The 25,527-nt window shown below is 60.4% G+C and carries 22 protein-coding genes and 1 pseudogene; 10 read left to right on the forward strand and 13 right to left on the reverse strand.

From position 1 onward, the window contains the following. Positions 1-64: 64 nt before the first annotated feature. Positions 65-673: pseudogene (locus ABEH28_RS18010) on the reverse strand (5-methyltetrahydropteroyltriglutamate--homocysteine S-methyltransferase); the annotation flags it as partial. Between the two features lie 207 nt (positions 674-880). On the opposite strand from ABEH28_RS18010, the gene metR reads away from it, so the two are divergent. Continuing rightward, positions 881-1,798 (forward strand): transcriptional regulator MetR, encoded by a 918-nt coding sequence (gene metR, locus ABEH28_RS18015; RefSeq protein WP_065992512.1) that lies wholly within the window; start codon positions 881-883, stop codon positions 1,796-1,798. Positions 1,799-1,838: 40 nt separating this feature from the next. On the opposite strand, the gene ABEH28_RS18020 is transcribed toward metR, so the two are convergent. The 3 genes from ABEH28_RS18020 to ABEH28_RS18030 all read right to left on the reverse strand — a co-directional run bounded on the left by ABEH28_RS18020 (position 1,839) and on the right by ABEH28_RS18030 (position 3,770). After that, positions 1,839-2,243 carry an NUDIX domain-containing protein gene (locus tag ABEH28_RS18020; protein ID WP_346627486.1) on the reverse strand — a complete coding sequence of 135 codons (405 nt, stop codon included), beginning with the start codon at positions 2,241-2,243 and terminating at the stop codon, positions 1,839-1,841. Between the two features lie 2 nt (positions 2,244-2,245). After that, on the reverse strand, positions 2,246-3,337 hold the full coding sequence (gene ddlA / locus ABEH28_RS18025) for a D-alanine--D-alanine ligase (protein WP_346630721.1): 1,092 nt from the start codon (positions 3,335-3,337) through the stop codon (positions 2,246-2,248). Positions 3,338-3,500: 163 nt separating this feature from the next. Beyond that, positions 3,501-3,770, reverse strand: a complete 270-nt coding sequence (locus ABEH28_RS18030; RefSeq protein WP_122536087.1) for a type B 50S ribosomal protein L31 — start codon at positions 3,768-3,770, stop codon at positions 3,501-3,503. A gap of 195 nt (positions 3,771-3,965) precedes the next feature. Between ABEH28_RS18030 and ABEH28_RS18035 the strand changes: the two genes are divergently transcribed. Next, positions 3,966-4,337, forward strand: a complete 372-nt coding sequence (locus tag ABEH28_RS18035) for a hypothetical protein (protein ID WP_346630722.1) — start codon at positions 3,966-3,968, stop codon at positions 4,335-4,337. A 79-nt stretch (positions 4,338-4,416) separates the two neighbouring features. Here the strand turns inward: ABEH28_RS18035 and ABEH28_RS18040 are convergent, their stop codons facing one another. Both ABEH28_RS18040 and ABEH28_RS18045 read right to left on the reverse strand, forming a co-directional pair. After that, on the reverse strand, positions 4,417-5,742 hold the full coding sequence (locus tag ABEH28_RS18040; protein ID WP_346630723.1) for an APC family permease: 1,326 nt from the start codon (positions 5,740-5,742) through the stop codon (positions 4,417-4,419). A 161-nt stretch (positions 5,743-5,903) separates the two neighbouring features. Next, the gene (locus ABEH28_RS18045) at positions 5,904-6,719 is read right to left on the reverse strand and encodes a carbon-nitrogen hydrolase family protein (RefSeq protein ID WP_346630724.1); all 816 of its coding nucleotides are present in this window, start codon (positions 6,717-6,719) and stop codon (positions 5,904-5,906) included. A gap of 132 nt (positions 6,720-6,851) precedes the next feature. Here ABEH28_RS18045 and ABEH28_RS18050 point away from each other — a divergent pair, with 132 nt between their 5' ends. The 3 genes from ABEH28_RS18050 to ABEH28_RS18060 all read left to right on the forward strand — a co-directional run bounded on the left by ABEH28_RS18050 (position 6,852) and on the right by ABEH28_RS18060 (position 9,775). Further along, entirely contained in the window at positions 6,852-7,664 is an 813-nt protein-coding gene (locus tag ABEH28_RS18050) for a LuxR C-terminal-related transcriptional regulator (RefSeq protein ID WP_346630725.1), read from the forward strand. 228 nt (positions 7,665-7,892) lie between these two features. Further along, positions 7,893-9,035 carry an OpgC domain-containing protein gene (locus tag ABEH28_RS18055; RefSeq protein ID WP_346630726.1) on the forward strand — a complete coding sequence of 381 codons (1,143 nt, stop codon included), beginning with the start codon at positions 7,893-7,895 and terminating at the stop codon, positions 9,033-9,035. Positions 9,036-9,148: 113 nt separating this feature from the next. Next, positions 9,149-9,775 (forward strand): hypothetical protein, encoded by a 627-nt coding sequence (locus ABEH28_RS18060; RefSeq protein ID WP_346630727.1) that lies wholly within the window; start codon positions 9,149-9,151, stop codon positions 9,773-9,775. Between the two features lie 58 nt (positions 9,776-9,833). Here the strand turns inward: ABEH28_RS18060 and ABEH28_RS18065 are convergent, their stop codons facing one another. Further along, a complete protein-coding gene (locus ABEH28_RS18065; protein WP_346630728.1) occupies positions 9,834-10,751 on the reverse strand; it encodes a hypothetical protein in 918 nt (305 codons plus the stop codon). Positions 10,752-11,046: 295 nt separating this feature from the next. Here ABEH28_RS18065 and ABEH28_RS18070 point away from each other — a divergent pair, with 295 nt between their 5' ends. The 3 genes from ABEH28_RS18070 to ABEH28_RS18080 all read left to right on the forward strand — a co-directional run bounded on the left by ABEH28_RS18070 (position 11,047) and on the right by ABEH28_RS18080 (position 15,660). Then, the gene (locus ABEH28_RS18070) at positions 11,047-14,169 is read left to right on the forward strand and encodes a transglycosylase domain-containing protein (RefSeq protein WP_346630729.1); all 3,123 of its coding nucleotides are present in this window, start codon (positions 11,047-11,049) and stop codon (positions 14,167-14,169) included. Positions 14,170-14,299: 130 nt separating this feature from the next. Continuing rightward, positions 14,300-14,893: a PadR family transcriptional regulator gene (locus ABEH28_RS18075; protein ID WP_346630730.1), complete on the forward strand. Its 594-nt coding sequence runs from the start codon at positions 14,300-14,302 to the stop codon at positions 14,891-14,893. Further along, positions 14,890-15,660: a siderophore-interacting protein gene (locus ABEH28_RS18080; protein ID WP_346630731.1), complete on the forward strand. Its 771-nt coding sequence runs from the start codon at positions 14,890-14,892 to the stop codon at positions 15,658-15,660. Before ABEH28_RS18075 ends, ABEH28_RS18080 begins: the two co-directional genes overlap by 4 nt. Positions 15,661-15,733: 73 nt before the next feature. On the opposite strand, the gene ABEH28_RS18085 is transcribed toward ABEH28_RS18080, so the two are convergent. Together ABEH28_RS18085 and ABEH28_RS18090 are read right to left on the reverse strand one after the other, a co-directional pair. Continuing rightward, positions 15,734-16,396 (reverse strand): Pr6Pr family membrane protein, encoded by a 663-nt coding sequence (locus tag ABEH28_RS18085; protein WP_346630732.1) that lies wholly within the window; start codon positions 16,394-16,396, stop codon positions 15,734-15,736. Positions 16,397-16,424: 28 nt separating this feature from the next. Further along, positions 16,425-16,655, reverse strand: coding sequence for a VF530 family protein (locus ABEH28_RS18090; RefSeq protein WP_192171617.1), 231 nt, complete (start codon positions 16,653-16,655; stop codon positions 16,425-16,427). 474 nt (positions 16,656-17,129) lie between these two features. Here ABEH28_RS18090 and ABEH28_RS18095 point away from each other — a divergent pair, with 474 nt between their 5' ends. Continuing rightward, positions 17,130-18,512: a carbohydrate porin gene (locus tag ABEH28_RS18095; protein WP_346630733.1), complete on the forward strand. Its 1,383-nt coding sequence runs from the start codon at positions 17,130-17,132 to the stop codon at positions 18,510-18,512. A 113-nt stretch (positions 18,513-18,625) separates the two neighbouring features. Next, complete coding sequence (locus ABEH28_RS18100; RefSeq protein WP_346630734.1) at positions 18,626-21,058, forward strand: glucose/quinate/shikimate family membrane-bound PQQ-dependent dehydrogenase; 2,433 nt, start codon at positions 18,626-18,628, stop codon at positions 21,056-21,058. 106 nt (positions 21,059-21,164) lie between these two features. Here the strand turns inward: ABEH28_RS18100 and ABEH28_RS18105 are convergent, their stop codons facing one another. From ABEH28_RS18105 to ABEH28_RS18120, 4 genes are read right to left on the reverse strand one after another with little or no spacing between them, the layout of a single operon-like run. Next, on the reverse strand, positions 21,165-21,596 hold the full coding sequence (locus ABEH28_RS18105; protein ID WP_192171620.1) for a group 1 truncated hemoglobin: 432 nt from the start codon (positions 21,594-21,596) through the stop codon (positions 21,165-21,167). Then, positions 21,596-22,486: a DUF3034 family protein gene (locus ABEH28_RS18110; RefSeq protein WP_346630735.1), complete on the reverse strand. Its 891-nt coding sequence runs from the start codon at positions 22,484-22,486 to the stop codon at positions 21,596-21,598. Before ABEH28_RS18110 ends, ABEH28_RS18105 begins: the two co-directional genes overlap by 1 nt. 14 nt (positions 22,487-22,500) lie before the next feature. Beyond that, entirely contained in the window at positions 22,501-24,846 is a 2,346-nt protein-coding gene (locus ABEH28_RS18115) for an EAL domain-containing protein (protein WP_346630736.1), read from the reverse strand. Then, positions 24,843-25,514 carry a methylamine utilization protein gene (locus ABEH28_RS18120; RefSeq protein ID WP_192171623.1) on the reverse strand — a complete coding sequence of 224 codons (672 nt, stop codon included), beginning with the start codon at positions 25,512-25,514 and terminating at the stop codon, positions 24,843-24,845. Before ABEH28_RS18120 ends, ABEH28_RS18115 begins: the two co-directional genes overlap by 4 nt. Positions 25,515-25,527 lie beyond the last annotated feature (13 nt).

The raw sequence follows: 25,527 nt of genomic DNA on the forward strand, positions 1-25,527 counted from the left end.
GAGGGCTGAGCGGTAGCAAAACGGTCATCTCGCCCTGCATTCACGCGGCCGCTGTTGCCGGAGTGCTGATCGAATCCGAGACCCAGAGGTTGTCGGCGAAGCGCAATTGAGCCTCCTTCACAACTTCCAGCGCAGCTTCAGCGTTGGCGCTGGCCGCGTCCAGTTCACCCACAACGCCCAATGACAGCACTTTGTAGGTCGGCAGGCGGTCCAGCACCAAGGGCATTTGTTCAGGCGCACTGAGCACATCGACATGCAGCCCTTGCACGGGCAGGCACACCGCGAGGCCGAGGTTACTGCCCAGCCCAAGACCGCCACACGAAACCGCGAGCAGCTTTTTAAGCGGCGAATATTGCAGGGCGTGGTAGGCGCGCTCGAAGGCGTTCTTCCAGTCCTGCGGCAAGTCCAGGGTCAGGATCGGCTCATCGATCTGCACCCACTCGACGCCCTTGCCCGCCAGCCGACCGAGGATCTCGCCATACACCGGCAGCAGACGATCCAGCAGGTCGAGTTTGTCGAAGCCCTCACCCTCCGCTTGCCCCAGCCAGAGGTACGTCAACGGGCCGATGAGCTCCGGCCGGATCGTTTGGCCCTGCGCGCGGGCTTCATCAACCTCATCGAACAGCGGCGCCCAGTTCAGGTTAAAGCGTTGGTCCGGGGTGAACGTCGGCACTGAATCCACCTCAACGCCGTCACCCAGCGTCTCGAGGATGTGCTTGAAGCCCCTGGCCACGCCGATGTGAGGAAAATTAGAGTTGTTGACCTGGCCCATGCTGACTGCTTCCTTCAAAAGATGGCGCCATTGTCGACACTTCCCCTTACATGAGACAAACTCATTAAATTCGTGTTGATCACAAAATTTACTCATGGAGCGCCATCGGTGCTGGAAATTCGCCACCTGAAAACCCTGCATGCATTACGCGAAGCAGACAGCCTTGTTGACGCGGCTGACCGATTGCATCTGACCCAATCGGCGCTGTCTCACCAGTTCAAAGAGCTGGAAGAGCGCATGGGCATGCCGCTGTTCGTGCGCAAGACCAAACCGGTGCGGTTCACCAGCGCGGGCTTGCGCCTGCTGCAACTGGCTGACTCGGTGCTGCCGCAACTGCGCCATGCCGAGCGCGATATCTCGAGGCTCGCCGGCGGTGTCGCCGGGCGCCTGCACATGGCCATCGAATGCCACAGTTGCTTTCAGTGGCTGATGCCGACGATCGATCAGTTCCGCGATGCCTGGCCGGAGGTGGAGCTTGATCTGGCGTCGGGTTTCGCTTTCGCACCCCTGCCCGCCCTGGCCCGTGGCGATCTGGATCTGGTGGTGACCTCGGACCCGCTGGAGCTGGCAGGCATTACCTACGTGCCGCTGTTCACCTACGAGGCCATGCTCGCAGTCGCCAATCAGCATCCGCTGGCGGCCAGGCCTTATGTGGTGCCGGAGGACCTGATCAATGAAACCCTCATCACCTACCCCGTCGAGCGCGACCGTCTGGACATCTTCACCCGCTTTCTCGAACCGGCCGACATCGAACCGGCGCAGGTGCGCACGTCCGAACTGACGGTGATGATGATGCAACTGGTCGCCAGCGGACGCGGCGTCTGTGGGATGCCGCACTGGGCGCTGCATGAATACAGCTCACGCGGCTACGTGAAGGGCAAGCGGCTGGGGGAAAAAGGATTGTTCGCCACGCTGTACGCGGCGATTCGCGCAGACATGCTGGACGCGCCCTACATGCGTGACTTCCTGCTGACGGCGAAGGACACGTCGTTTTCGACACTGGATGGGGTGAGCGCGGTTCGTTAATCCGCCCCGCTGCTTACCCCATGCAATGCAGCCCTGCAAATCAGGCGTTTTGCAGGCTTCGGTACAGCGGCAATATCGAATCCCGTGTCAGCGGTGCCAGATGCAACTGGTCGATATTCCCGCCGTCGACCCAGATGGCTTCCTCGATCTCGGCTGCAGGATTGACCGGGTCCTCAACCTGAACGCCATACAGCTGGCAGTTCACTTCGAAGCCCGGTTCGTTCGCCGCTACCGCCGAAAACTCGCCCAGAAACCGCGCGTGTTCAGGCGCGATGACCAGCCCCAATTCCTCGTTCAGCTCACGGGCCAGCGCATCGAGCGCCGACTCACCGGCGTCGATCTTGCCGCCGGGCTGCATGAACGCTTCGGTCCCGCGCTTGCGCACCAGCAATGTTTTGCCATCGGCACGGGTCAGCAGCGCGGCGGCGATACGGAGGGTTTTCACCGTCACAGCACCACCTCGGTCTTCAGCGCGCGGGTTTCTTCGGCGCGTTCCAGCGCCAGCGTGATCAACCGGTCGATCAGCTCGGCGTAGCTCAATCCGCTGGCCTGCCAGAGTTTCGGGTACATGCTGATGGAGGTGAAACCGGGGAGCGTGTTGACCTCGTTGATGATGATTTCCCGTGCCTCGGTGACAAAGAAATCCACCCGCGCCAAACCGGCGCAGCCCAGCACGCGATAGGCCTGCAGCGCCACTTCACGCACGGCTTCGCTCATGTCTTCGGGCATCTGCGCGGGGATCGCGATGCGCGCCTGACCGTCGTTCAGGTACTTGGTGTCGTAGGCATAAAACTCGTCATTGGCGACGACTTCACCGCACACGCTGACCTTCGGTTCGTGGTTGCCCAGCACGGCGCATTCCACCTCACGACCGACGATGCCCTGCTCGATCAGCACCTTGTTGTCGTAGTCGAAAGCCAGTTTCAGGGCGGCGGCGTAACCGGCTTCGTCGGTGACTTTGCTCACGCCGACCGACGATCCCTGACACGCCGGCTTGACGAAAAGCGGCAGGCCCAGTTGTGCCGAGACGCTGACAAAATCCACCGTCTCGCCACGGTGAAGGACCACAAACGGCGCAACCGAAATACCCGCATCGCGCAGCAGCCGTTTGGTCACGTCCTTGTCCATGCAGGCCGCGGAGCTCAGCACATCCGGGCCCACGAACGGAATGTCCAGCAGGCGCAACATGCCCTGCAGGCAGCCGTCTTCCCCGAAACTGCCGTGGATCAACGGGAACACCACGTCGATGCGCGGCACCTCTGCGCCGGTCTGCACTTCCACGAACTGCGGCCCGCTGGCGCCCGGCATCAGCGAAAGAAGGCGGCCGGATTCACTGAGTTTGATGTGCGCAGGATCGGTGGGGTTCTGCAGGTAATCCTGCTCGTCGAAGCGCAGCCAATGGCCCTGCTTATCGACGCCGATAAGGGTGATGGAGAAGTTGGTGCGATCAATCGCGTTGATCACGTTGCGCGCCGACTGCAACGAAACTTCATGCTCGGAGGATTGCCCACCGAAAACGATGGCGACTGACTTTTTCAAAGGGGGATGCTCCTGAATTTCAGGCCGCAGAGCTAAAAGCAATTTGGCCCGATAGTCCAGTGCCAAGGTGGCCTGCAAGACGGAATACAGTGAAAAAACGGCAAAAAAAATCCCGCGCCCGGGTGATCTACTGGCGATGCCCGGAGCGCGGGAGGTGCTGCTGTCATTCCTCTTTCTTGGCGCCGGAGCCGAAGGTGGCGAAGCGCTTGTTGAAGCCGGCGATACGGCCTTCGGTGGTGGTCTTGCGCTGTTGGCCGGTGTACATGGGATGCGACGCGCTGGACACGTCGAGGGCAACGTAAGGGTAGGAGTTGCCATCGGTGTGGGTGTGCGTGCGGTCGGTGTCAACCGTGGAGCCGATCAGAAAAAACACATCGGCAGCGGTGTCGTGGAACAGCACTTGGCGGTAGTCGGGATGGATGTCGGCTTTCATCGTCTTTCTCCAGAATGTAAGCAATCATGTAATACGTTATACAGTATCAATTCGGCAAAGTTCAATCGGAAACGATTTTGTAACCGTTACAACTTTCGGCTTTTCCGGCGCCTCCCCTGCCGCTAACGTTCGCGCCCTGACGACCCAGCCCCGTCACGGACGGGAACGGAATGAACAACACCAGGAGGTAGTGCCATGCACCTGATCGATCGATACGAAATGAGCGTCCCCGCACACATGAAGCTAATTGACGCCCGCAGCGCGTTGAATCATCTGCAGCGTCTGGTCCAGGCAACCGACGGCAAGCCTGACGCCGAGCAACTCGTCAGCCTGATCGGCACGATCGTGGAGGCTTTTCACGAAGCCGCTGACGACGTCATGCCGGTCAATGACCACGACGTGTTCATGCGCCAGGCGTGCGAGTGGAACTACATCGGGCTGTCTCCCAAAGAGCGCGAAGTGCTCCACGAGATCCGCTGCTGCAGCGACGATGGCAAAGAAGACATCTACCGAATGATCAGCGAGACATTGGACCGCAAGCCGATGCTGATGCCAGAAGCTCAGTAATCCAGGGTTGCGTTCAGGATCTGCTCGCACAAAAAGGGCGCCTGTGGGTGGCGCCCGCGCTGCATCGCCCGCCGTGTCACTAGGCCGCTTCTTGAAAATCCATTTCCGGCGGCTGACGACGGAATCCGCCGGTCAGCCATGCCAGGTACACACAGCCGATGGCCAGCCAGGCCAGACCGAGCATAATCGCCAGTTTGTCCAGGCTGATCATCAGCCAAAGATCGGCAATCAGGCCAATCAGTGGGCAGATCAGGAACAGCAGCAGCTCGCGGGGCCCGCGTTTCTGGCCCGCAATCCAGTAGTGAAAAATGACCGACAGGTTGACCAGACTGAACGCCAGAAACGCGCCGAAGTTGATGAACGAGGTGGACGTGGTGACGTCCAGTTTCAGCGCCAGCAAGGCCACCACCGCGCACAACAGAATACTGTTGACCGGCGTGCCGAATCGTTCGCTCAGGCTGGCAAAGAACGACTTGGGCAACACCCCGTCGCGGCCCATCGCATAGAGCAGGCGCGAGCCGCTGGCCTGGGCGGAAAGCCCTGACGCGAACTGCCCGACGATAAGGCCAATGAGGAAGATCGTCACAAACACGTCGCCGCCGATATTGCGCGCGATTTCATAGGCGGCCGAGTCGACGTTTTCGAACTGAGCCGAGGGATGGGCAAGCTGCACAAAGTACGACACGCCGACAAAGATCAACCCGCCGATCAGCGTGATGAGCATGATCGCCCGGGGAATGGTGCGACGCGGATCGCGGGTTTCTTCGGTCAGGGTGCTGACGGCGTCGAAGCCCAGGAAGGAATAACAGGCAATCGCCGCTCCGCTCATGATCAACGGCATCTGCATGTCACCGTTCAGGAAGGGCGACAGCGTCCACAACGGTTTGCTGGCATCGCCGCCGATGTAATGGATGCACAGCGCCACGAAGGCGGCGAGCACCAGGAACTGCACGATCATCAGCAAGGCGTTGATGGTATTGGCGAGCTTGAGGCCAACGATGTTGATCAGGCTGGTCACGACGATGAACGACAACACCCACACCGGCTGTGGCACAGACGGGAACGCAGAGCCCAGATACGCGGCACCGATCAGCCAGATCGCCATGGGCAAGAACAGGTAATCCAGCAGCACCGCCCAGCCGGCAATAAACCCCAGCTTGGGGCTGATGGCTTTGCGCACGTAGCTGTAGGCAGAGCCGGCCACCGGAAACGCAGCCGCCATGCGGCCGTAGCTCATGGCCGTGAAAAACATGGCAACCAGAGCGGCCAGATAAGACGCGGGGACCATGCCGCCGGTGGTTTGCGCGAGGATACCAAAGGTGCCGAGCACAATGATGGGGGTCATGTAGGCGATGCCGAACAGCACCACCGACCCTAATGAAAGGGTGCGTTGCAAACGAGCCATGAGCGACTACTCCGAAATTTATAGGTTTTATGGCAGAGAAAAGTGCGGCAGAACAAAGGCGTATTTTTTAGTTGGAGGGCGTGCATCCACTGCCGCGATCGACGCAGCAGTGAGGGTTCATTCTTCTTGTTAGGCTTGTTATGGATGTCGCTTCTGACGCTTCAGGGAATGATCAGCTCGCGCACGCCGTTGGCATGTTCGACGACTTCGCCCGGCAGTCGCAGGCGCTGGTCATCCAGGTAGCGGTAATCGCGACGCGCAGCCTTTAGCTGCCCAAGGTCGAGTTCGGCGGTGAGTTGCGTGTCTTCCCGACCCGCCTCGTGCAACAAAGCCCCGAATGGGTCAACCAGTGCGCTACCGCCCGCGAATACCAGCCCGCCCTCGCCTTCGCCGACGCGATTGACCATGAGCGCGAACGCCTGATTTTCCTGAGCACGGGCCATGATTGCGGTGCGGTGGGTCGGACCGTAGGGGTCCATGTTGCCGTTGGTGACGATGATCAGATCAACGCCGAGTTGCGCCAGCGCGCGGGCCGACTCAGGGAACTCGATGTCGTAGCAGATCAACAGGCCGACCCGCAGCCCGTTCCACTCACAGGTGGCGTACCGATCGCCCGCGCTGAACACGCCGCGATCGGACGCCCACAAATGCGTTTTGCGGTAACGCAGGGCGATGCCTTCGGGGGTAATGAGCAACGTGGTGTTGAAGAATGCGCCGTTGTCATTTTCGGCCATGCCGATCACGACAGAGACACCGCGCGCACGCGCCGCCTCCCGAATGGCGCTGACACTGGGGCCGTCCAGCGCTTCGGACACCCGGGCAACGGTCTCGCTGGAGGGGAAGCCCATCAGGTGCGTTTCCGGGAACACGATCAGCGCAGTGTCGTCAGCGCATGCGGCAATGGCATTCAGCGCGCGCTTGAGATTGTGGACGGTGTCGTTGTCCTGGCCCGTCAATTGGGCGAGTTCCACCTTCATGGGTTCTCCTTATAAGGTCGCGGGCCGGTCAGGCACAAAATGCTGGCCTGATGATTGGCTCTGCGGGCAGTATGCGCATCAGTAAGTGTTACGGGGAATTACGCAGCTGTAGTAACCCAATAGGGGTAGAGGATGACAATCGCACTTCAGGACATGGCCTGGCATCGCTCGGTCGGGCAGTTGATTGAAGCGCTGGACCGCCCCAATTTCTGGGCCCAACTGGTGCGGCTGCTTGATCAGTACGTCAGTTTCGATAGCTGGGTCGCGCTGCAATTCAGCTCCGGGCAGCGCCCGCAGGTTTTCGCCGAGAGCCCGGCTGAAGATGGCAGCCCCGACCAGCTGTTTCAGGATTACCTCAAAGGCCTGTACCTGCTCGACCCCTTCTACGTCGCCAGCCGCGAGCGCTCGCAAAGCGGCCTGTTCCGCCTTGCCGAAGTCGCGCCCGAGCATTTCGAACTCACAGAGTATTACCAGCGCTACTTTCGGCTGAACGTCGTCGCCGATGAAATTCAATTCAATTGCCAGATCGACCAGGACCGCACCCTGTGCCTGTCCCTGGGCTCAACCCAACGATTCAGCGCCGAGCAGATTGCCCTGCTGTCGATGATCCAGCCGTGGGTCATCGCCCTGTTACGCCAGCGTCTGCCCTTCGAAATTGAAGCTGCGGCAACCGACCAAGAGCTGCTCGATACGCCGCTGCCGATGAGCAACTGGCGGAAACAGCTCGAAGCATCGGCTCAGCACAGCCGTGGCGCGCAGTTGACCGCGCGGGAGCTGGACGTCGGACGACTGATGCTCAGCGGCTGTTCGAGCAAGGAAATCGCCCGCAAGCTCGCCATCTCTGCGGAAACCGTGCGCGTCCATAAAAAGCACATGCACAGCAAACTTGGCATCAAATCGCAATCCGAGCTGTTTTCGATTTTTCTGCAAGCGCAGAGTGCTTGAGTCGCAGGACTGGCTTGCCTGATTGAAGCAATCGCGACGGTGCCAGCCAAGAAGGGTCTGTCTCGCTGTGTGAAGCGTCTCAAATCGAGACATCCTGCAACATCCACCCTTTGCTTTTACCCCGCAAACCCGCCACCCTGCGCGCCGCCGATCAGACCCTGCTGACGGCAAGGAACCACGGCCGCCACTGGCCCCTCTTCTTTAAACACCTTTGCAAGGCCCACCGTCATGACGAACGGACGCGACCATCGCATCGACTTCTTTCGGGGTCTGGCGCTGATTTTCATTTTCTGGGATCACGTGCCAGCCAACCCTTTCGCACAACTGACGCTGCGCAATTTTGGTTTCAGCGACGCCGCCGAAGTGTTCGTGTTTCTCGCCGGCTATGCCGCTGTCCTCGCTTACGGCCGGGTGGCGCAGCGTGACGGCTATGTCGTGGCTTGCCTGCGTATCCTGCGGCGCACATGGGTGCTGTACGTCGCACACATTTTCCTGCTGACACTGCTGATGGGCATCGTTTTCGTCGCCAACAATCACGTCGAAACCCGCGACATGGTGCGTGAGATGGGCCTGGAGTATTTCGTCGGCAACCCGCAGCAGGCGCTGGCCGATGAACTGTTGCTGCGCTTCAAACCCAACCTCACCGACCCGCTGCCGCTGTACATCCTGCTGATGGGCGCGTTGCCGCTGATCCTGCCGATCCTGCTGCGCAGCGCGGCGCTGGCGATCGGCCTGTCGATTGCGCTGTACATGATGGTGCCGCTGCTCGGCTGGAACCTGCGGGCCTACGAAGGTGGCGGTTACTGGTATTTCAATCCGGTCGCCTGGCAGTTGATATTCGTGCTCGGCGGGGCCTTCGCCCTGCATACCCAACGGGCGCCAATCGTGATCGCCCCTACTCGGCCGCTTTGGCAACAGCCGCTGTTTCTCATAGCGGCGGCTTACCTGCTGCTGGCCGGCGTCATCACCGTGCTGTGGAAATTTCCTGACGTGCATGACGCGCTCCTGCCTACCGCGCTCACTGAATTGATCTACCCCATCAGCAAAACCGACCTGTCTCCGGTGCGCCTGCTGCATTTCCTTGCGCTGGTGTATGTCGTCGCGAAAACGCTGCCGACCTCGGTAACCTGGCTCGACAACTGGCCTGTCCAGCAAACCTGCAGGATGGGCCGCTACTCACTAGAAATCTTTTGCCTGGGCGTGCTACTCGCCCCGCTGGCCGACATGGCGAACGCGCTGGCCGACGATGCCTGGCAAATGCGCGTGATCACCGCGTTGTTGGGGCTGGGATTGATGCTGCTGTTGTCGAACTGGCTGGAGTTGAACAAGCGGTTGGGCAGCCCGAAGGCGGCGCGGGTGGTGAAGGTTTGAGAACAGCGTCTCACTGAGGGGGCTCTTCGGAAATTTCCTACTGGTTTATCAGGCAAAGCTTTTTCGCAGGGTGCCGTTAGCTGAGGAGAGTCGATAAACAGTGGGAGGTAACGATGATGGAAATTTCAACGACAACGCGAGCATTTGCATTTTCAAAAGCACGTGAATCAGCAGACCCGCAGCAGACTAAGGCAGAAAACCCGAAAGCCCTCGAATCAGAAGAGCGCGACCGTAAGGATGCAGCACGCAGGCCATGGCGCAATGAGCCTGGCTTCGAAAAAGTCGGAAACTGGGAACAGTATCTATCGATTAAAGAAGGCTTCGCGATTTTGGAATTGGCAGCTCTTCGGCGCACCTATTACGAGTTCAAGAGCGATCTGGCAACTTTACATCCCGACTTTGCAGGCAAGGACTTCAGCTTTGCACTGGATGCAGAAGGTATAAAGATTCTTGACCCAAAAGGCACGCTATCGCACGGGGAAAAAAATCGGCTCTTCCAGAGCCTCAGCCAATACCGAGGGTTCGGTGAAAAACTTGCTTCTTTCAACCAAACTCTGGAATTTCTGGCAATGCATGATCGCGACGGGCGTCAGGTTAAGCAAGCTCAAGACGCCACACCTATCGGACAGTTTTCGGATTTTGGCAAGATCCTGGACGCTGACACTGCACAGCTTGCCTGGCAGCGAGACATAGCCCCTCTAATCCAGCGCGCACGCATGTCCATTTCAGAAACTGTTTAGGTTATTAACAAGCCTGACGGGTCAAAGACCCGGCAGGCACACGCTGAACTGTCTTGAATCAGCTCTTTATTTTCCGGTGCTGACATACGTGTCCAAAGATTTGGGTTCCTTCTAAAAGCTCCGCCTTGCCACGCTGCTCCGACACTAGGCTAGTAAAGCGATATTCGCCGACGTAGTAGTAGCTCCTCCACGTACCCGGACCATACATATAATTAATGTCGCTTGATTCCCGTCCTCCATAGCATCGCTCGAAATTCACCACCTCTCTGACCCTCCCGTTCTCGTCACTGACCACGTCCTTAAAAAAAGGTTTGATCCGCGACTCAGCCAAGCTCATTTCCAGCCTTCCCACCGCGCCTTTTAAAGGTGTATCAAGAGAGTCTACAAAATAGGCTTCGATATTAGCCTCAGTGTATCCCTGCACTAGAAGAAACGACGGCTGAGTGTGCCCACTCGGTATCCGTCTTATCCCATACTGGTCACGCAGTTTAAATTCCTTGAGGACGGGATACGAGCCAAAGACTACTTCATAAGGCTGGGGAATGAAAACCGCACCCTTCTTATAACTAACCCTAATCTGAATCTCGCTTCCTGGTACAAGCTCGGAAAACACCATCGTTGTCTCAGGTAAAGGCTTCCACTCTCCGCTATCGAGCAACTCAATATCCCAAAACACTTCATCGATAAAATCAGGAGCGCGCGCCACCACTACTTTCTGCCCTCGAACCGCAATGAAGCTGTAATAGTGAACATCGTCCGGGCTCGCAAGAACTTCCCTTTTGACATGCAAAGCATCAGACAGGGCCACTACTCCAGACACGTTACCCGCTGAGTCATTGGGCGCGAACTCTACCGAATTGTTTACAGCGGAATTGTCGAGGGCGGCTTCGATCTGCAACGGTAGCGCTGAAGCCGAGCACATTGTCAAGACCGCGCAACTCGCAAATGAGCCAACACAAAATTTTTTAATATTCAAAGTTATCTCTCCATAGCCTGATGGCCTGTTGTTATTGTCAATCGACAAAATCAACTAATCAGCGATATGAAAAGCAATCAACCTCTTGCCTCTAAAACCAGAAGATTCCTACAAATCGATAGGTGACACTGGCAAAGGCATCAGGCAGCTCATTGCCTCTCCTCCTTCGAAAAAACCAAGCTGAGCGCCACGATTCTCGACAGAACGCAGCACTCCCCCATAAATTCCTCGCCCTACCCACCCAGCGTCTACGCTTGTAACAAGTGCGATGTGCAGGTTTGACCGGGCCAACGATATGGGCGCTTTTTGGCATTCCGATACGAAGAAGGCTGCGGTCAAGGCTGACAGTCAGGGGAACGGATCAATGCCCGCCCATGCTCGCCCACGGCGTTACGTGTGGCGGTTTCTGCTGGTGGCGGTGCTGACGGCAGCGGTGATCCTGGGATTTGTGGTTTCGACCGAAGTGCGCAGCTCCCGTTTGCAGGCCCAGGAGTTCAGTCACCTGGCCCAAGGCCTGAGCTACAGCGTCGAAGCCGGTCCCAGCGACGCGATTGTGTATCCCGGCGAAGGGCCTTTCGACAAGCGTCTGGGCTATTCCGCTCTGGGCGAATTTCTGCCGCGCTTGCTCAAGCGTGACTACCTGATCAGCGCCCAGGCGCGTTTCTCCCCTGATCTTATGTCCTACGCCAAGCGCGGTTTCTTCGTGCCCTATCAGGAGAAGATTCAGTCCGGCCTGACCATTACCGACTGCCGCGCCGAGCCTCTGTATCAGTACACCTACCCGCAGCAGCTGTACCCGACCTTCGCCGCCATCCCGCCTGTGCTGGTCAACAGCCTGCTGTTTATTGAAAACCGCGACCTGCTGGACGCTCAGCGCCCGCTCGCCAACCCGGCGGTGGACTGGCCAAGGTTTTTCAAAGCGGCGCTTTCCCAAGTGGCGAAGGTGGTGGGGTTGCCGGGGCAATCGGCCGGTGGCAGCACGCTGGCGACTCAATTGGAGAAGTACCGGCACTCGCCGGACGGTCTGACGCTGTCGGGCAGCGAGAAGATTCGTCAGATGGTGTCCGCCAGCGTTCGCGCTTATCAGCCGGGGCAGCAGACCCTTGAGGCGCGGCAGCGAGTGGTGCGGGATTACCTCAACAGCGTGCCGCTGTCGGCGGTACCCGGTCATGGCGAGGTCCACGGTATGGCCGAAGGTTTGCGAGTCTGGTACGGCGCGGACTTCGACCGCACTAATCAGCTGCTGGCTTCGACAGCCAAGGACGATAAAACCCTGGCGGCGAAAGGGTTGGCGCTGCGCGAAGTCCTGTCGTTGGTGATCGCCCAACGCAGGCCCTCACACTTTCTGGCGAAGGGTCGCAAGGAGCTCGCGGATCTGACTGACAGCCATCTGCGCGTGCTCGCACAGAACAATGTCATCGATCAACCGTTGGCCGACGCCGCACTGGCGGCCAGCGTGACCTATCGCGACTGGGTGCAGCAGCCGACCGTGCAGCCGATTGAGAGCAACAAAGGCATCACTGTCGCGCGCACGCGGCTGTCGAACATGCTCAACCGTTCGCTTTACGACCTCGATCGCCTGGATCTGTCGGCCACCAGCACGCTGCAGAACGACCTGCAGATCAGCGTCGGTCAGTACCTGCGCGACCTTGCCAAACCCGAATTTGCCGGTCAGATGGGCCTGATCGGCGAGCACCTGTTGACCCCCACCAGCACCCAGGCGGTGCGTTACAGCTTTACGCTGTTTGAGCGCGACCCGGATGGCTCGCGGGTGCGGGTGCAAACTGACAGCACCGATCAGCCGTTCGACATCAACGAGGGCAGCAAACTGGAGCTGGGCTCCACGGCCAAGATGCGCGTGCTGACCACCTACTTGCAGATCATTGCCGAGATCCACGACAAGTACGCCGATCTGCCCAATAGCGCCCTGAAAAAAGTCCCGGTCGAGGAGTCCGACCGACTCAGCCGCTGGGCCGTGGATTACCTGATTCAGAACACCGATCGCGACCTCTCGAAGATGCTCGCTGCTGCCCTCGATCGTCAGTATTCGGCCAGCCCAAGCGAAAGCTTTTTCACCGGGGGCGGCCTGCACCATTTCAATAATTTTCGCCGGGAGGATAACGCCCGTAATCCGACCCTGCGCGAAGCGTTGCGGGAGTCGATCAACCTGCCGTTCATTCGCCTGATGCGCGATCTGGTGCGCTACACCACCTATCAGGGGCCCAACAACAGCGCGGTGTTGCTCAAGGACGACAGCGATCCGAGACGTCAGGAATACCTGGCCGATTTCGCCGACCGCGAGGGCAAGTCATTCCTGTTGCGCTTCTGGAAGCGCTATAAAAACAAATCCACCCAGGACCGGCTCGACACCTTTCTCGACGGGGTGCATCCCGCTGCGAGCCGGCTTGCCGCCGTGCACCGCTATCTGCTGCCGGACGCCACGCAGAGCGCCTTCAATGCGTTTGTTCGTGCGCACATGGCCGGGGAAAAAAGCAAAACGGCGCTGACCGAAAAGCGTCTGGACGAACTTTATTTCGCCTATGGCCCTGGCAAGTTCGATCTGCCGGATCAGGGCTACGTTGCCCGCGTGCACCCGCTGGATCTGTGGCTGCTGGGGTATCTGCTGCAGAACCCGGACGCCACGTTCAAGGACGCCGTCGCGGCCAGCCGTTTCGAGCGGCAGGAAGTCTACAGCTGGCTGTTCAAGAGCCAGCACAAGAGCGCTCGCGACAGCCGCATTCGCACGATGCTGGAGATCGAAGCGTTCCTGGATATCCATCAGCGCTGGCAGCGGCTGGGCTATCCGTTCGATCATCTGGTGCCTTCACTGGCGACCGCGATCGGCAGTTCTGGTGATCGACCCGCCGCGCTCGCCGAACTCATCGGCATTCTCCAGAACGATGGTATTCGGCTGCCGGTGCTGCGCATCGACAGCCTGCACTTCGCCGCGCAGACGCCTTACGAAACGCAACTGATCAACAACCCGGGGCTTGGCAAGCGGGTGCTGCCATCGGAAGTCGCTGCGGCCATGCGCGAGGCGCTGTCACAGGTGGTCGATGCCGGCACGGCGAGGCGGGTGTCCGGCAGTTTCAAAACCCATGACGGCAGCGTGCTGGCCATGGGCGGCAAGACCGGCACGGGCGACAACCGCATCGAAAGCATCGGCGCAGGCGGGCGAATCCTGGCGTCCAAAGCCATTAATCGCACCGCGACCTTCGTATTTTTCATCGGCGATCACCATTACGGCACGCTGACCGCGTACGTCCCGGGACGCGCCGCCGAAAGCTTCAAATTCACCTCAGCCCTTCCGGTGCAAGTGCTCAAAGGCATGGCGCCGATTCTCAATCCCTACCTGGAGCCGGGCACTTTCACGCAGTGCAAGGCGCCCGTTCCTACGCAGGTGACAACGCGTCTTTAGCCGGTTTTTCATTGAAGTCATCGCGTTCGTCTCCTGAAAACCGGGAGACAACCGTTCGTCTTAACGCATCTTGCGGAAAACTTAAGATATATCTTAAGGTATATCTAACTTGTACCAAGAGATGAAAAAAATGAAAGACCACTCACACGATCACCCCCACCACCATCGTCCTCACTTCGGCGAACACGGCGACGGCCGCGATGGTTTCGAGAAACGTACCGGCCGTGAACGCGGCGGCCGTGGGCCTCGGGTATTTGCCCCGGGCGACCTGAAATTGCTGCTGCTGGCGTTGATCGCCGATCAGCCGTGCCACGGGTATGACTTGATTCGCCAGATCGAAGCGCTGTTCGACGGCGCCTACAGCCCGAGCCCGGGCGTGATTTACCCGACGCTGACCTTTCTGGAAGAGAGCGAGTTGATTCAGGGCGATGCCGACGGCGGCAAGAAGCGCTATGGCATCACTGAGGCCGGTCAGCAGTTCCTGACTGAACAGGCGGTGGCACTGGATGGCGTGAAAATGCGCATCGACGTCAGCAAGCGCTCGTTGCGTGGCCATGATCGTCCGCCGGAAATTCACGAGGCCGTGCACAACCTGCGTCATGCCTTGCAGATGCACCACGGTCGCTGGAACCCTGAGGAAATCCTGCGGGTTCGCGACCTGCTGAACGACACCGCGAAAGCCATCGTCGACGGCCAACAACCTGCGTCGGAGAAATCGGAATGAATGCACCCCAGGGAATTCACCGCGTCAGCCACGAGATCAAACGTCGCAAGCTGCAAGTGTTGAGGGTGACCGACATCACCCCGCGCATGCGCCGCATCACCCTGAACGGTCCGGAGCTTGCGGGGTTCATCAGTCTGGGCACGGATGACCACGTCAAACTGTTGTTCGCCACCACGCCCGCAGAGCAGGCGGCGCTGGACAGCGATGCGCCGCTGCAAAACGCTGAAGGCCCGCGCCCGACGATGCGCGATTACACCCCCCGTCGCTACGACCCGCAAACTGGCGAGCTGGACATCGATTTCGTGCTGCATGGCGACGGTCCGGCGGCAACCTGGGCGGCTCAGGCCGAAGCCGGGCAAACGCTGAATATCGCCGGGCCTCGGGGTTCGATGATCGTGCCGGACATGTTCGACAGCTATCTGCTGATCGGCGACGAAACCGCCCTCCCCGCCATCGGTCGTCGGCTGGAAGCATTGCCGGCCGGTCGACGTGCGCTGGTGGTCGTTGAAATCGACAACCCGGCGGAGCGTCAGGCGCTGACCAGCGATGCGAAGATTGAAGTGATCTGGGTGGTGCGTGGCGAGCAGGACCTGCTTGAGGTCACGCGCCAACTGACCCTGCCGCAAGGCAGCTTGTATGCCTGGGTAGCGACCGAGTCCTCCCTGTCACGCAAAGTGCGGCGCGTGCTGCTGGATGAGTTCAAGCTGGACGAAGCGGCCGTCAAGGCAGCAGGCTACTGGCGCGCGGACGGTCCGGACGAGGAGTGAGGTGTACGAGATCCTCGGGATGATTGAGTGCTGCAGGCGCGCCAGATTCGGGGCGTCTCACCATAATTGAGGGTTACGACTGCCCTTTGCGGCCCAAAACCTTGTCTATCCCATAAACGACTGACCCAATCACCACAAAACCTGCCAGCACGCCCAACGCATTGGTCAGCGCCTTGGCCACTCCAAGGGTGCCGATGTCCAGGAATGGATAGAGATAGTCGCCGAAGACATTCCCGCGCAGCAGCAAATAGCCGAAGTACACAACGGGATACAGCGTCCAGATCAGCACATGTCGAGGTCTCAACAGACCTTTGGGCACGAAGAATAACCAGTAGCCGAGGAACAGCAGCGGCATGACGTCGTGCAGCAATTCATCGGCGATCCACTGCCATCCTTCGGGCGTCCACAGATGGCGCAGCAGCAGGTTGTAGGCGAGGCTCACCAGAATGATGCTGGTGGTGATGCCCGCGCAGACAACGGGGGAACGGAAGAACCGATACCCCGCCGAGTGCCGGTCGATGACCGCACAGCTCAGTGCCACCGCCACCAGCGTGTTAGTCACCACGGTGAAGAAACTGCAGAAGCGCACCAGTCCGCCCAGGAGGCTGGCGTGGTCGATCCATCGCCCCCACAGAATCAGATACAGCTGCACCGCGAGCCCGAACCAGCCCAGCATGGCGGCCGTGATGACAAAGCAGCGCCCGCCTGGAGACAGGTGCAACGTGGGGCTGGGCATCTCGATCAAATCCTTGGCAGGCGGCAAGTCAGCTCGGGCGCCTGGTGCGCGCCAGCTTGATGTACAACCCTTCGACCTTCTCCCGCGCCCAAGGAGTCTTGCGCAGAAACGTGAGGCTGGACTTGATGCTCGGGTCGCTCTTGAAGCAGCGAATGTCGATCCGCTCAGCCAGCCCCGACCACTCGTAATGCTCGACCAGCGCGATGAGGATCTGCTCCAGCGTCACGCCGTGCAGCGGGTTGTTGTTGGGTGTGGTCATGGCGGGCCTATGGACGCTGATTGGACAGGACAGTTTCGCGAGCTGCGCACCTTAGCGGACGCACCGGCGGGTGTGAAGGGTTGGGTGATTTTCAGGATTTTAGTGGGACCGGCTTCAGCCGGGAAAGCGCCAGCCGCCATGTTGCAGAATCCTGCGGCCTGGATGCCCCTGACTAAACACTCATCCATGCGCTGCCTGCAAAGGTCAGCGGCAAATCGCCCTTCCCCGCAGCACCGTAAACAGGCGGGTTGAACAGTAGACAGCGCAGCCCTGCCTGCCCGCCACTGTTACGCCAATCGCAACGATCCATGTCGCAATTTCGACTTTTTAAAAAATCGTTAGGGCCCTATCATCGCCGCCCTAAACGCTGAAACGGTTAATTCGTCATTTGTTAAGACCTTGCAATGCGCCTTTAAAGCGTTGCGAGCGGCATCGCCTTTTGCTCTCGAATAACTCAAAAAGACCTCCCGCCCTATGCCCAGTCATCTGAAACGCCTGACCTGCACCCCGACCTGCAAATCGTCCCGAGCCCTTCGTCATGCCAGCGCGCTGAGCCTTGCGGCGCTGGGGTTCGCGACCTGCGCCCATGCCGCGCCGGCGTTCGACAGCACGTCGCCGTGGATGCTGGGTGACTGGGGCGGCAAGCGCAGCGAGCTTTCCGAACAGGGTTACGACTTCAAGCTCGATTCAGTCGTGGAAGTGGGCTCCAACCTGCACGGCGGTTACAACCATGACAAGGCGACCCGTTACAGTGACCAGTTCGCCCTCGGCGCGCACATGGACCTGCAGAAAATCCTCGGCTGGCACGACGCCGAATTTCAGCTGACCCTGACCAATCGCAACGGCGACAACATCAGCAACGACCGCGTGGGCGACCCGCGCACCGGCACCATTTCGTCGTCCCAGGAAGTCTGGGGCCGTGGCAACGTCACGCGCCTGACCGACCTCTGGTACCAGCAGAAATTTCTCGACCAGACGCTCAGCGTCAAGGTCGGCCGGTTCAATGAAGGCGAAGACTTCAACACCTTCCCGTGCGACTTCCAGAACCTGGCGCTGTGCGGCTCGCAGGTCGGCAACTGGGGCGGCGGCATCTGGTACAACTGGCCGATCAGCCAGTGGGCGATGCGCGTCAAATACCAGCTGAACCCCGAACTGTTCGTGCAGGTCGGTGCGTTCGAGCAGAACCCGTCCAACCTGGAAAACGATAACGCCTTCAAACTCAGCGGTAGCGGCACCAAAGGTGCGGTGTTGCCGGTCGAGGTGGTCTGGTCGCCGAAGGTCAACGGACTGCCGGGGGAATACCGCGCCGGTTACTACTACAGCACCGCCGACAGCAGCGACGTTTACAAGGACAGCAACGGTCGATACGCCGCCCAGAGCGGCGATGACTACGCCTCGTCGTCCAGCAAACACGGCATGTGGCTGACCCTGCGCCAGCAAGTCACCAGCCAGGCCAGCGATAACAGCCGCGGCCTGAGCCTGTTCGCCAACGGCACGCTGCACGACAAGAAAACCAACATGATCGACAACTTCGTTGCCCTCGGCGCGACGTACAAAGGCCCATTTGATGCGCGCCCCGAGGATGACATCGGCGTCGGCATCAGCCGCATCCACGTCAACCCGGCGTACCGCAAGAACATCAACCTGCGCAATCAGGCCGAAGGCGTCTCGGACTACAACGACCCGGCCTTCCTGCCCGTGCAGGACACTGAATACAACGCCGAAATCTACTACGGCGTGCACGTCGCCAACTGGCTGACCGTGCGCCCGAACCTGCAATTCATCCGTCATCCGGGCGGCGTGAATCAGGTCGATGACGCACTGGTCGCGGGGCTGAAAATCCAGTCCTCGTTCTGATCAGCCCGGCTCGTCCGTCTGCACCCAGGCATCGGCATTGAAGGCATGGCTAAACGGCCGCGCCTTCACGCCAACACGCGTTAACCACCACATCGTTACGGAGTACAACACTTATGAGCACTGAGGGTGCTTTCGGTAAGGGTCGCCTGCTTCCGAGCTTGCTCGGGCTGGTGATTCTGATAATGGGTCTGGCCTTGCTGGTCGGCGGCATCAAACTGCTGACCCTGGGCGGGTCGCTTTACTACCTGCTGGCCGGCATCGGCTTCGCCATCACCGGCGTCCTGCTGATGATGGGTCGCAGCGCGGCCTTCGGCCTGTACGCACTGGTGTTGTTTGCCAGTACGGTATGGGCGCTGTGGGAAGTGGGCCTGGATTGGTGGCAGCTGGTGCCGCGTCTGGCACTCTGGTTTGCCCTGGGCATCGTGATGCTGCTGCCATGGTTCCGTCGTCCGGTCCTGCGTGGCCAGGTCGGCGATACCGGTACGCGCGCATTGGGCGCTGCCGTGATTGTCGCGGGCATCGCCGCGCTGGCCAGCCAGTTCACACACCCCGGTGAAATCAAAGGCCAGCTGGACCGCGAAACCGCCGGCACCACCAGCGCCGCGCCGGCCATGCCTGACGGCGACTGGCAGTCCTACGGTCGCACGGCCTTCGGCGATCGCTACTCGCCGCTGTCGCAGATCACCCCGGACAACGTCAGCAAGCTGGTCCCGGCGTGGACCTATCGCACGGGCGACATTCCGGGTCCGAACGATCCGGGTGAAACCACGGCCGAAAACACCCCGCTGAAAGTCAACGGCATGCTCTACGTCTGCACGCCGCACAGCCAGGTCATCGCACTGGACCCGGACACCGGCAAGGAAATCTGGCGCTTCGATCCGAAGATCAGCAGCGGCAAAGCAGCCAACTTCAAGGGTTGGGCGCACATGACCTGCCGTGGCGTGTCGTATCACGATGACGCCGCCTACGCTGCCGCCACTCCGACCGACGCTGCCGCCCCTGCGCAAAGCCCGGCCGCTCCAGCAGTTGCTGGGGCAGCCAATGCCTGCCCGCGTCGCATCTTCCTGCCGACCGCCGACACCCGTCTGATCGCCCTGAACGCCGACACCGGCAAAATGTGTGAAGACTTCGGCACCAACGGTTCGATCGATCTGAGCGCCAACATCGGCACTTACGCACCGGGCGGTTACTACTCGACGTCGCCACCGGCCGTGACCAAAGACCTGGTGGTCATTGGCGGTCACGTCACCGACAACGTGTCCACCGATGAGCCTTCGGGCGTGATCCGTGCGTTCGACGTGCACACCGGCCGTCTGGTCTGGAACTGGGACAGCGGCAATCCGGACGACACCACGCCGATTGCCGAGGGCAAGACCTACACCCGCAACTCGCCCAACATGTGGTCGATGTTCAGCGTCGACGAAAAGCTGGGCATGCTCTACCTGCCAATGGGCAACCAGATGCCTGACCAGTGGGGCGGCAACCGCACCGAAGCGTCGGAGAAATTCAGCGCCGGTCTGGTCGCGCTGGACATCGCCACCGGTCACGTGAAGTGGCATTTCCAGTTCACCCACCATGACTTGTGGGACATGGACGTCGGCGGTCAGCCAACGCTCATGGACATGAAAACCGCTGACGGCGTGAAGCCTGCTGTTCTGGCCTCCACCAAGCAGGGCAGCATCTATGTGCTGGACCGCAGCAACGGTCAGCCCATCGTGCCGATCAACGAAATTCCTGTACCCCAGGGCGCGGTTGCCGGCGATCACACGTCGCCTACCCAGCCGAAGTCCGACCTGAACTTCATGCCGCCGCCGCTGAAAGAGCGCGACATGTGGGGCGTGACGCCGTTTGATCAGATGCTCTGCCGGATCGACTTCAAATCCCTGCGTTATGAAGGCCCGTTCACCCCGCCGTCGCTGCAAGGCACGTTGGTGTATCCGGGTAACTTCGGCGTGTTCGACTGGGGCGGCATTTCGGTCGATCCGGTGCGTCAGATTGCTTTCGTGAACCCGAGCTACATGGCGTTCCGTTCGAAACTGGTACCGGCGGCAGAAGTCGAAGGCGGCCCGGGTCGCAAGAGCGAAACCGAAGGCGTGCAGCCGAACAAAGGCGCGCCGTACGGTGTGATCCTTGAAGCGCTGTTGTCGCCGATGGGTCTGCCTTGCCAGGCGCCAGCATGGGGTTACGTGGCGGCGGTCGATCTGACCAACCACCAGACCATCTGGAAGCACAAGAACGGCACCGTGCGCGACAGCTCGCCGGTTCCGATCCCGCTGACCATGGGCGTTCCAAGCCTGGGCGGCACGTTCATCACCGCCAGCGGTGTGTCGTTCCTCAGCGCCACACTGGACCAGTACCTGCGCGCCTACGATGTCCGTAACGGCAAGCAGTTGTGGGAGGGTCGTCTGCCAGCAGGCGCCCAGACCACGCCGATGACCTACACCGGCAAGGACGGCAAGCAATACGTGCTGGTCGTTGCAGGCGGTCACGGTTCGCTGGGCACCAAACAGGGCGATTACGTGATCGCCTACAAACTGCCGGATTGATCAGTTTCACTGATTAGCTGCGTGCAGTAACAGAAAAGGCGGTCCCGTGAGGTGACCGCCTTTTTTGTGCGCGCTGAAACGGATGACCGGCGTGAGGCGCGAGAAGCTACTTCTCGATCACTTCCCCACGCTGAGGCGCCAGCCGGGCAATGAACCGGTTCTGCGTCGTGACCGGAATGTGCTGCTCGTTCATCGCATCGATGAGGTCCTCGACCAGCGCATTGAAATCGCTGCGGCTGAGTTTCATGCCCTTGTGCACTTCTTCCAGAGAGTCACCCGTGTACGTGCACGGCCCGCCTGCCTCGACGCAGAATCTCTCCACTAGCTTGTCGCGCACCCGGACGATGTCGACCTTGGCGAAGTATTTATAGATGCGGTCATCCTGGGCGATGTGCAGGAGCATGCCTTCGACGATTTTCTGGATGCCGGCGCGCTGGCCCAGGTCCTGATAAAGGCTGTCGTCCTTGGGCGGCTGTTGGGCGCACCCCACCAGCAGCGACAGACTGAGCCCGACGATCAGCCACAAAGACCGCTTCATCAAAAGCTCCCTTGCACGGAAAGGTAGGTGCCGTTCTGGTTGTCCAGCGTGGCGATTTCACCGAGATGCGCGTAGGCCAGCACCACGGAAACATGCTTGTTGGGGAACCAGCCGACAAAGAAGTCTGCCCAGTCGCTTTCGCCGGCGAACGACAGGTTGTCGGGCTTCTCGCGGTAATCCATGCCCACCGCCCAGTGCGGGTTGAACAGGATGGCTGCGCCGCCCTCTTTCAGTACGCTGCGGGTATCGCGGCGGTCGCCGCCAAAGCCCATCAAACCGGTTTCGTTGGCGCGGCTGTAACGCAAACCGGCGTTGACCACTACGTTGTAGCCAAAGGCCGCGCCCATGAACAGACGGCTCGCCGTGACGTAGCCCTCGACATCCGAATCCCGCTTGGCGCCCACCAGGCTGGGGATGAGGAAATCGTTCTGGTGTTTGTATTCCAGCCCTGCCGAGACCTGCGGCAGCTGATCGTAGATCAGGTCGCCAAACAGGCGAACCTTTACGCCGAAGATGTCCTGAGTGAGGTTGTCCTCCGGCAGATTGAGCTTGCTGACCAGTGATCCCAGGTCGAAGCGTTGATGGGCGTAGGAAATCTCGACGCGATTGCCATAGGAAGCCGCAGCGCCGACCACATCCAGGGTGTAGTCCGGCAAGTCGACGTGGGTCGCGAAAGCATTGCCGCCCCACTCGCCCTGCTCGTCATACCCGGCGAGCATGGCCCAGGGAATGATCCCGCCGCCTGCGCCGCCTTCAATGCTGCTGGCGCCGCCGGTCGCGATCAGCCGGCCCTGTTCGGCTTCAGCCGCTGGCGCAACCCACGCTGCGCAAGCTCCCACCACACTGGCCAGTACCACGGGGCTCAAACACGTCGAAAGATTTCGTGCCATAAATCTCTGTTCCATCAATGCATCGTCATGCGGGGTGGGAGCTGGGCCTGCGCGATCCAGGCTTCGAAGGCGATCGCATTCAGCGGCCGGCTGATCAGGTAACCCTGCGCGGTGTCACAGTGCCAGCGCTCCAGCAAGCGCAGGCTGTGTTCGTACTCGACGCCTTCGGCGACCACCTTCAGGCCCAGGTTGTGGCTCATCTCGATGGTCGAGCGCACGATCACGGCGTCTTCGCTGGTTTCATCCAGGTCGCGCACGAAGGACTGATCGATCTTCAATTCCTGCACCGGCAGCCGCTTGAGGTGGGCCAGCGAGGAGTAACCGGTGCCGAAATCATCCACTGACAGACTGATGCCGAAATCACGCAGGCGATTGAGCACTTTCAACGACTGCTCGGGCTCGCGCATGATCGCGCTTTCGGTGATCTCGAAAATCAACTGTTCAGCCGGCACGCGGTAGAGCTTGAGCAGCGCAGCAACGCGGTCAGCCAGATCGTTGCCCAGCAGGTCGTCCGCCGAGATGTTCACCGAGACCTGCAGAATGAGACCGCGCTGCGCCCACTCGGCGAGCTGGCGCAGCGCATCTTCGATGACCCAGTTGGTGAGGATCTGAATGCTGCCGGTGCGCTCCGCCAGCAGGATGAACTCGGCAGGCGATACCGCGCCGAATTGCGGGTGCTGCCAGCGCAGCAAGGCCTCGGCCTGAGTGACCCGGCCGTTGCGAATATCCAGTTTCGGCTGGTAATGCAGTGAAAGCTCGCCGTTGCGGGCGGCCTGGCGCAAGTCGCGGATCAGACTGATCTGCCGCAGGTGAGCCACATCGCGACCGTCCACATAGACTTGCAGACGCCCCGGCAACTGCGCCGCGTCCTGCCGCGCAATGGACGCACGCCTGAGCAGCTCGGTCGCCGAATCGCCATTGGCCGGATAGGCCGCGATGCCGATGCAGGCATCCATCGCGATGTCCTGCTCGCCGATGCGCTGGGGCTTGACCAGTAAACGCTGCAGCCGGTCAGCCACCGCGACGGCGCTGTCGGTCTCGGCGTTTTGCACCAGCAGTAGAAATTCGTTGTCGGAGAGCCGCGCCACCGTATCGCCGGGACGCAGCGGCTCTTGCAGTTGTCCGCTGATAATCCGCAGCAGTTGCTCAACCCCCTCCAGACCGACGTTGGTGCTGATCGCGCGGAAGTTATCGATGCCCAGATAAAGCAGGGCCACTGGCCGTTGAGCCACGACCGCGCTGCCGAGGCGCTCCATCACCAACGCGCGGTTGGGCAGCCCGGTCAGTGGATCATGCAGGGCATTGTGCGCCAGTTGCAGCTCACGCTCGGCGATCCCGCTCTGCATCGAATTGATGGCGCTGGCGAGCAGGCCCAGTTCGTCTCGGCGATCCAGCACCACGGGCGTTGCGTAATCACCTTCGCCAATACGCCGGGCGGCCTGAGCCAGGGCACTCACCGGCTGCGACAGGCTGCGCGCCAGTAACAACGCGCCGACCAGCGAACACGCCAACGCCACGACAGTGATCCAGAACAGCGTCTTATCCAGCGGCGCGAATGCCTGCATGGCTTGATCCAGCGGGCTCTGCAGCAGGGCCACGACCTCGCTGTCGCTGTTGCTGCCCAGCCGCAGGGTTTTGCTCAGAAAACTCTGGCTGTGGTGCTCGGTCATCTGCATCTCGTTGCTGGGCGGATTCATCATCACGCTGCGCAGGCTGTCAAACAGCGTCTCCGGCTGGGTACTGATCATCTGACCCGGCTGCTTTTGCACGAGCGACAGAAAAGACACCTGCAAACCACTCAACGAGCGCAATTCTTGCGCCAAGTCACCGTCCATGCTGAAACCCATCACCACGCGGGCAATCGGCAGCGGTGCGAGCACGGTGCTTTCAACCAGCAAGTGCGGCTGCCCCTGCAACGGCACGATCAGCATCGATTGATTCTTGCCCTTGAGGTCACGCAACGCCTGGATGTACGGGAACGGCGAACCTTCTGGGATCTGCGCGACGGTGCTGGCCATCACCGTGCCGTCCATGCCCAGCAGGAACATGTCATTGGCGTTGATTCGGGCGCCGTGGTTGAGCAGCACCGAACGAATGGTTGCCGAGTCCGCGGATGCCACGGCGTCACGGAAACCGAAGTCGGTGGACAACAACTGCACGGCGTCGCGCAGCCGCTTGCCGCGCATTTCCAGCAAGCCTTCAAACACCCGGGTGCCGACTTCGAGCTGCGCCTGGGCCTGTTTGCGCACAGCGTCCTGGGTAGCGGCTTTCACCGCAATAAACACGGCGAAGACCACGATCAGCAGCAGCATGATCAACACGCCGGCAATTCGCGCCTGAAAGCTGATGCGCACCTTCATTCGTGGGCCGCTTTATGAAAGGCGTCGCCAAACGCGCTGGACGGCGGCGCGGCGGGTGTGTTCTCGGCGTTGGGCTGTACGGCGATGCTGAACCGCTGCTTGAGGCCGCCGGCCGGAATGTCGATCTCGCCGCCGGACACCGGCAGCATGTCGGGGGCCTGCGGGTGCCAGAGGGTGACGGTGTAGTGACCGGCGGGCACTTGATCCAGGGTCAGCGCACCTTTGTCATTGCTCACGCCGAACCAGCCATCGTCGCTGACGTATACGTAACCGAGCATGTTGTCGTGCACGTTGCAGCCGAGCACCACCACGCCCGGCTTGTCGAACAGCACGGGGGCCGACGGCGTGCCGCCATACAACCGCAGTTCGAAACGCTTGGGCGTCGAGAACGAATACACCTGATGGCGGATCTGATCGCTGTTGGGAAAACTGATTTGGGTACCGGTGCGCACCGCCAGCACATGGGGGGCAAATTGCACATCGCGCTGGTCCATGTCGGCTTTCAGCGACCCGGCAGGGGGCGTAGTTGCACCGCGCAAGGTGAGCACCGCGTCGGGAAGCGGCTTGCCCTGGCCGTCGACGAACTCGGCGGTCAGGCTGGCCGCATGGGCGAAGGTGCCATACAGAGCGGTTACAACCAGCAACAACGAAATAAAAACACGGCGCATGACAGATGTTCCA

The sequence above is a fragment of the Pseudomonas sp. Ps21-P2 genome, from assembly GCF_039672565.1.
In the GTDB taxonomy this organism is placed as follows: Bacteria; Pseudomonadota; Gammaproteobacteria; order Pseudomonadales; family Pseudomonadaceae; genus Aquipseudomonas.

Bases quoted from the DNA above. Each gene is read 5' to 3' on its own strand.
- ABEH28_RS18030 (WP_122536087.1), bottom strand. From the start codon at position 3,770: ATGAAAGCCGACATCCATCCCGACTACCGCCAAGTGCTGTTCCACGAC.
- ABEH28_RS18035 (WP_346630722.1), top strand. From the start codon at position 3,966: ATGCACCTGATCGATCGATACGAAATGAGCGTCCCCGCACACATGAAG.
- ABEH28_RS18040 (WP_346630723.1), bottom strand. From the start codon at position 5,742: ATGGCTCGTTTGCAACGCACCCTTTCATTAGGGTCGGTGGTGCTGTTC.
- ABEH28_RS18045 (WP_346630724.1), bottom strand. From the start codon at position 6,719: ATGAAGGTGGAACTCGCCCAATTGACGGGCCAGGACAACGACACCGTC.
- ABEH28_RS18050 (WP_346630725.1), top strand. From the start codon at position 6,852: ATGACAATCGCACTTCAGGACATGGCCTGGCATCGCTCGGTCGGGCAG.
- ABEH28_RS18055 (WP_346630726.1), top strand. From the start codon at position 7,893: ATGACGAACGGACGCGACCATCGCATCGACTTCTTTCGGGGTCTGGCG.
- ABEH28_RS18060 (WP_346630727.1), top strand. From the start codon at position 9,149: ATGATGGAAATTTCAACGACAACGCGAGCATTTGCATTTTCAAAAGCA.
- ABEH28_RS18070 (WP_346630729.1), top strand. From the start codon at position 11,047: ATGGGCGCTTTTTGGCATTCCGATACGAAGAAGGCTGCGGTCAAGGCT.
- ABEH28_RS18075 (WP_346630730.1), top strand. From the start codon at position 14,300: ATGAAAGACCACTCACACGATCACCCCCACCACCATCGTCCTCACTTC.
- ABEH28_RS18080 (WP_346630731.1), top strand. From the start codon at position 14,890: ATGAATGCACCCCAGGGAATTCACCGCGTCAGCCACGAGATCAAACGT.
- ABEH28_RS18085 (WP_346630732.1), bottom strand. From the start codon at position 16,396: ATGCCCAGCCCCACGTTGCACCTGTCTCCAGGCGGGCGCTGCTTTGTC.
- ABEH28_RS18090 (WP_192171617.1), bottom strand. From the start codon at position 16,655: ATGACCACACCCAACAACAACCCGCTGCACGGCGTGACGCTGGAGCAG.
- ABEH28_RS18095 (WP_346630733.1), top strand. From the start codon at position 17,130: ATGCCCAGTCATCTGAAACGCCTGACCTGCACCCCGACCTGCAAATCG.
- ABEH28_RS18100 (WP_346630734.1), top strand. From the start codon at position 18,626: ATGAGCACTGAGGGTGCTTTCGGTAAGGGTCGCCTGCTTCCGAGCTTG.
- ABEH28_RS18105 (WP_192171620.1), bottom strand. From the start codon at position 21,596: ATGAAGCGGTCTTTGTGGCTGATCGTCGGGCTCAGTCTGTCGCTGCTG.
- ABEH28_RS18110 (WP_346630735.1), bottom strand. From the start codon at position 22,486: ATGGCACGAAATCTTTCGACGTGTTTGAGCCCCGTGGTACTGGCCAGT.
- ABEH28_RS18115 (WP_346630736.1), bottom strand. From the start codon at position 24,846: ATGAAGGTGCGCATCAGCTTTCAGGCGCGAATTGCCGGCGTGTTGATC.
- ABEH28_RS18120 (WP_192171623.1), bottom strand. From the start codon at position 25,514: ATGCGCCGTGTTTTTATTTCGTTGTTGCTGGTTGTAACCGCTCTGTAT.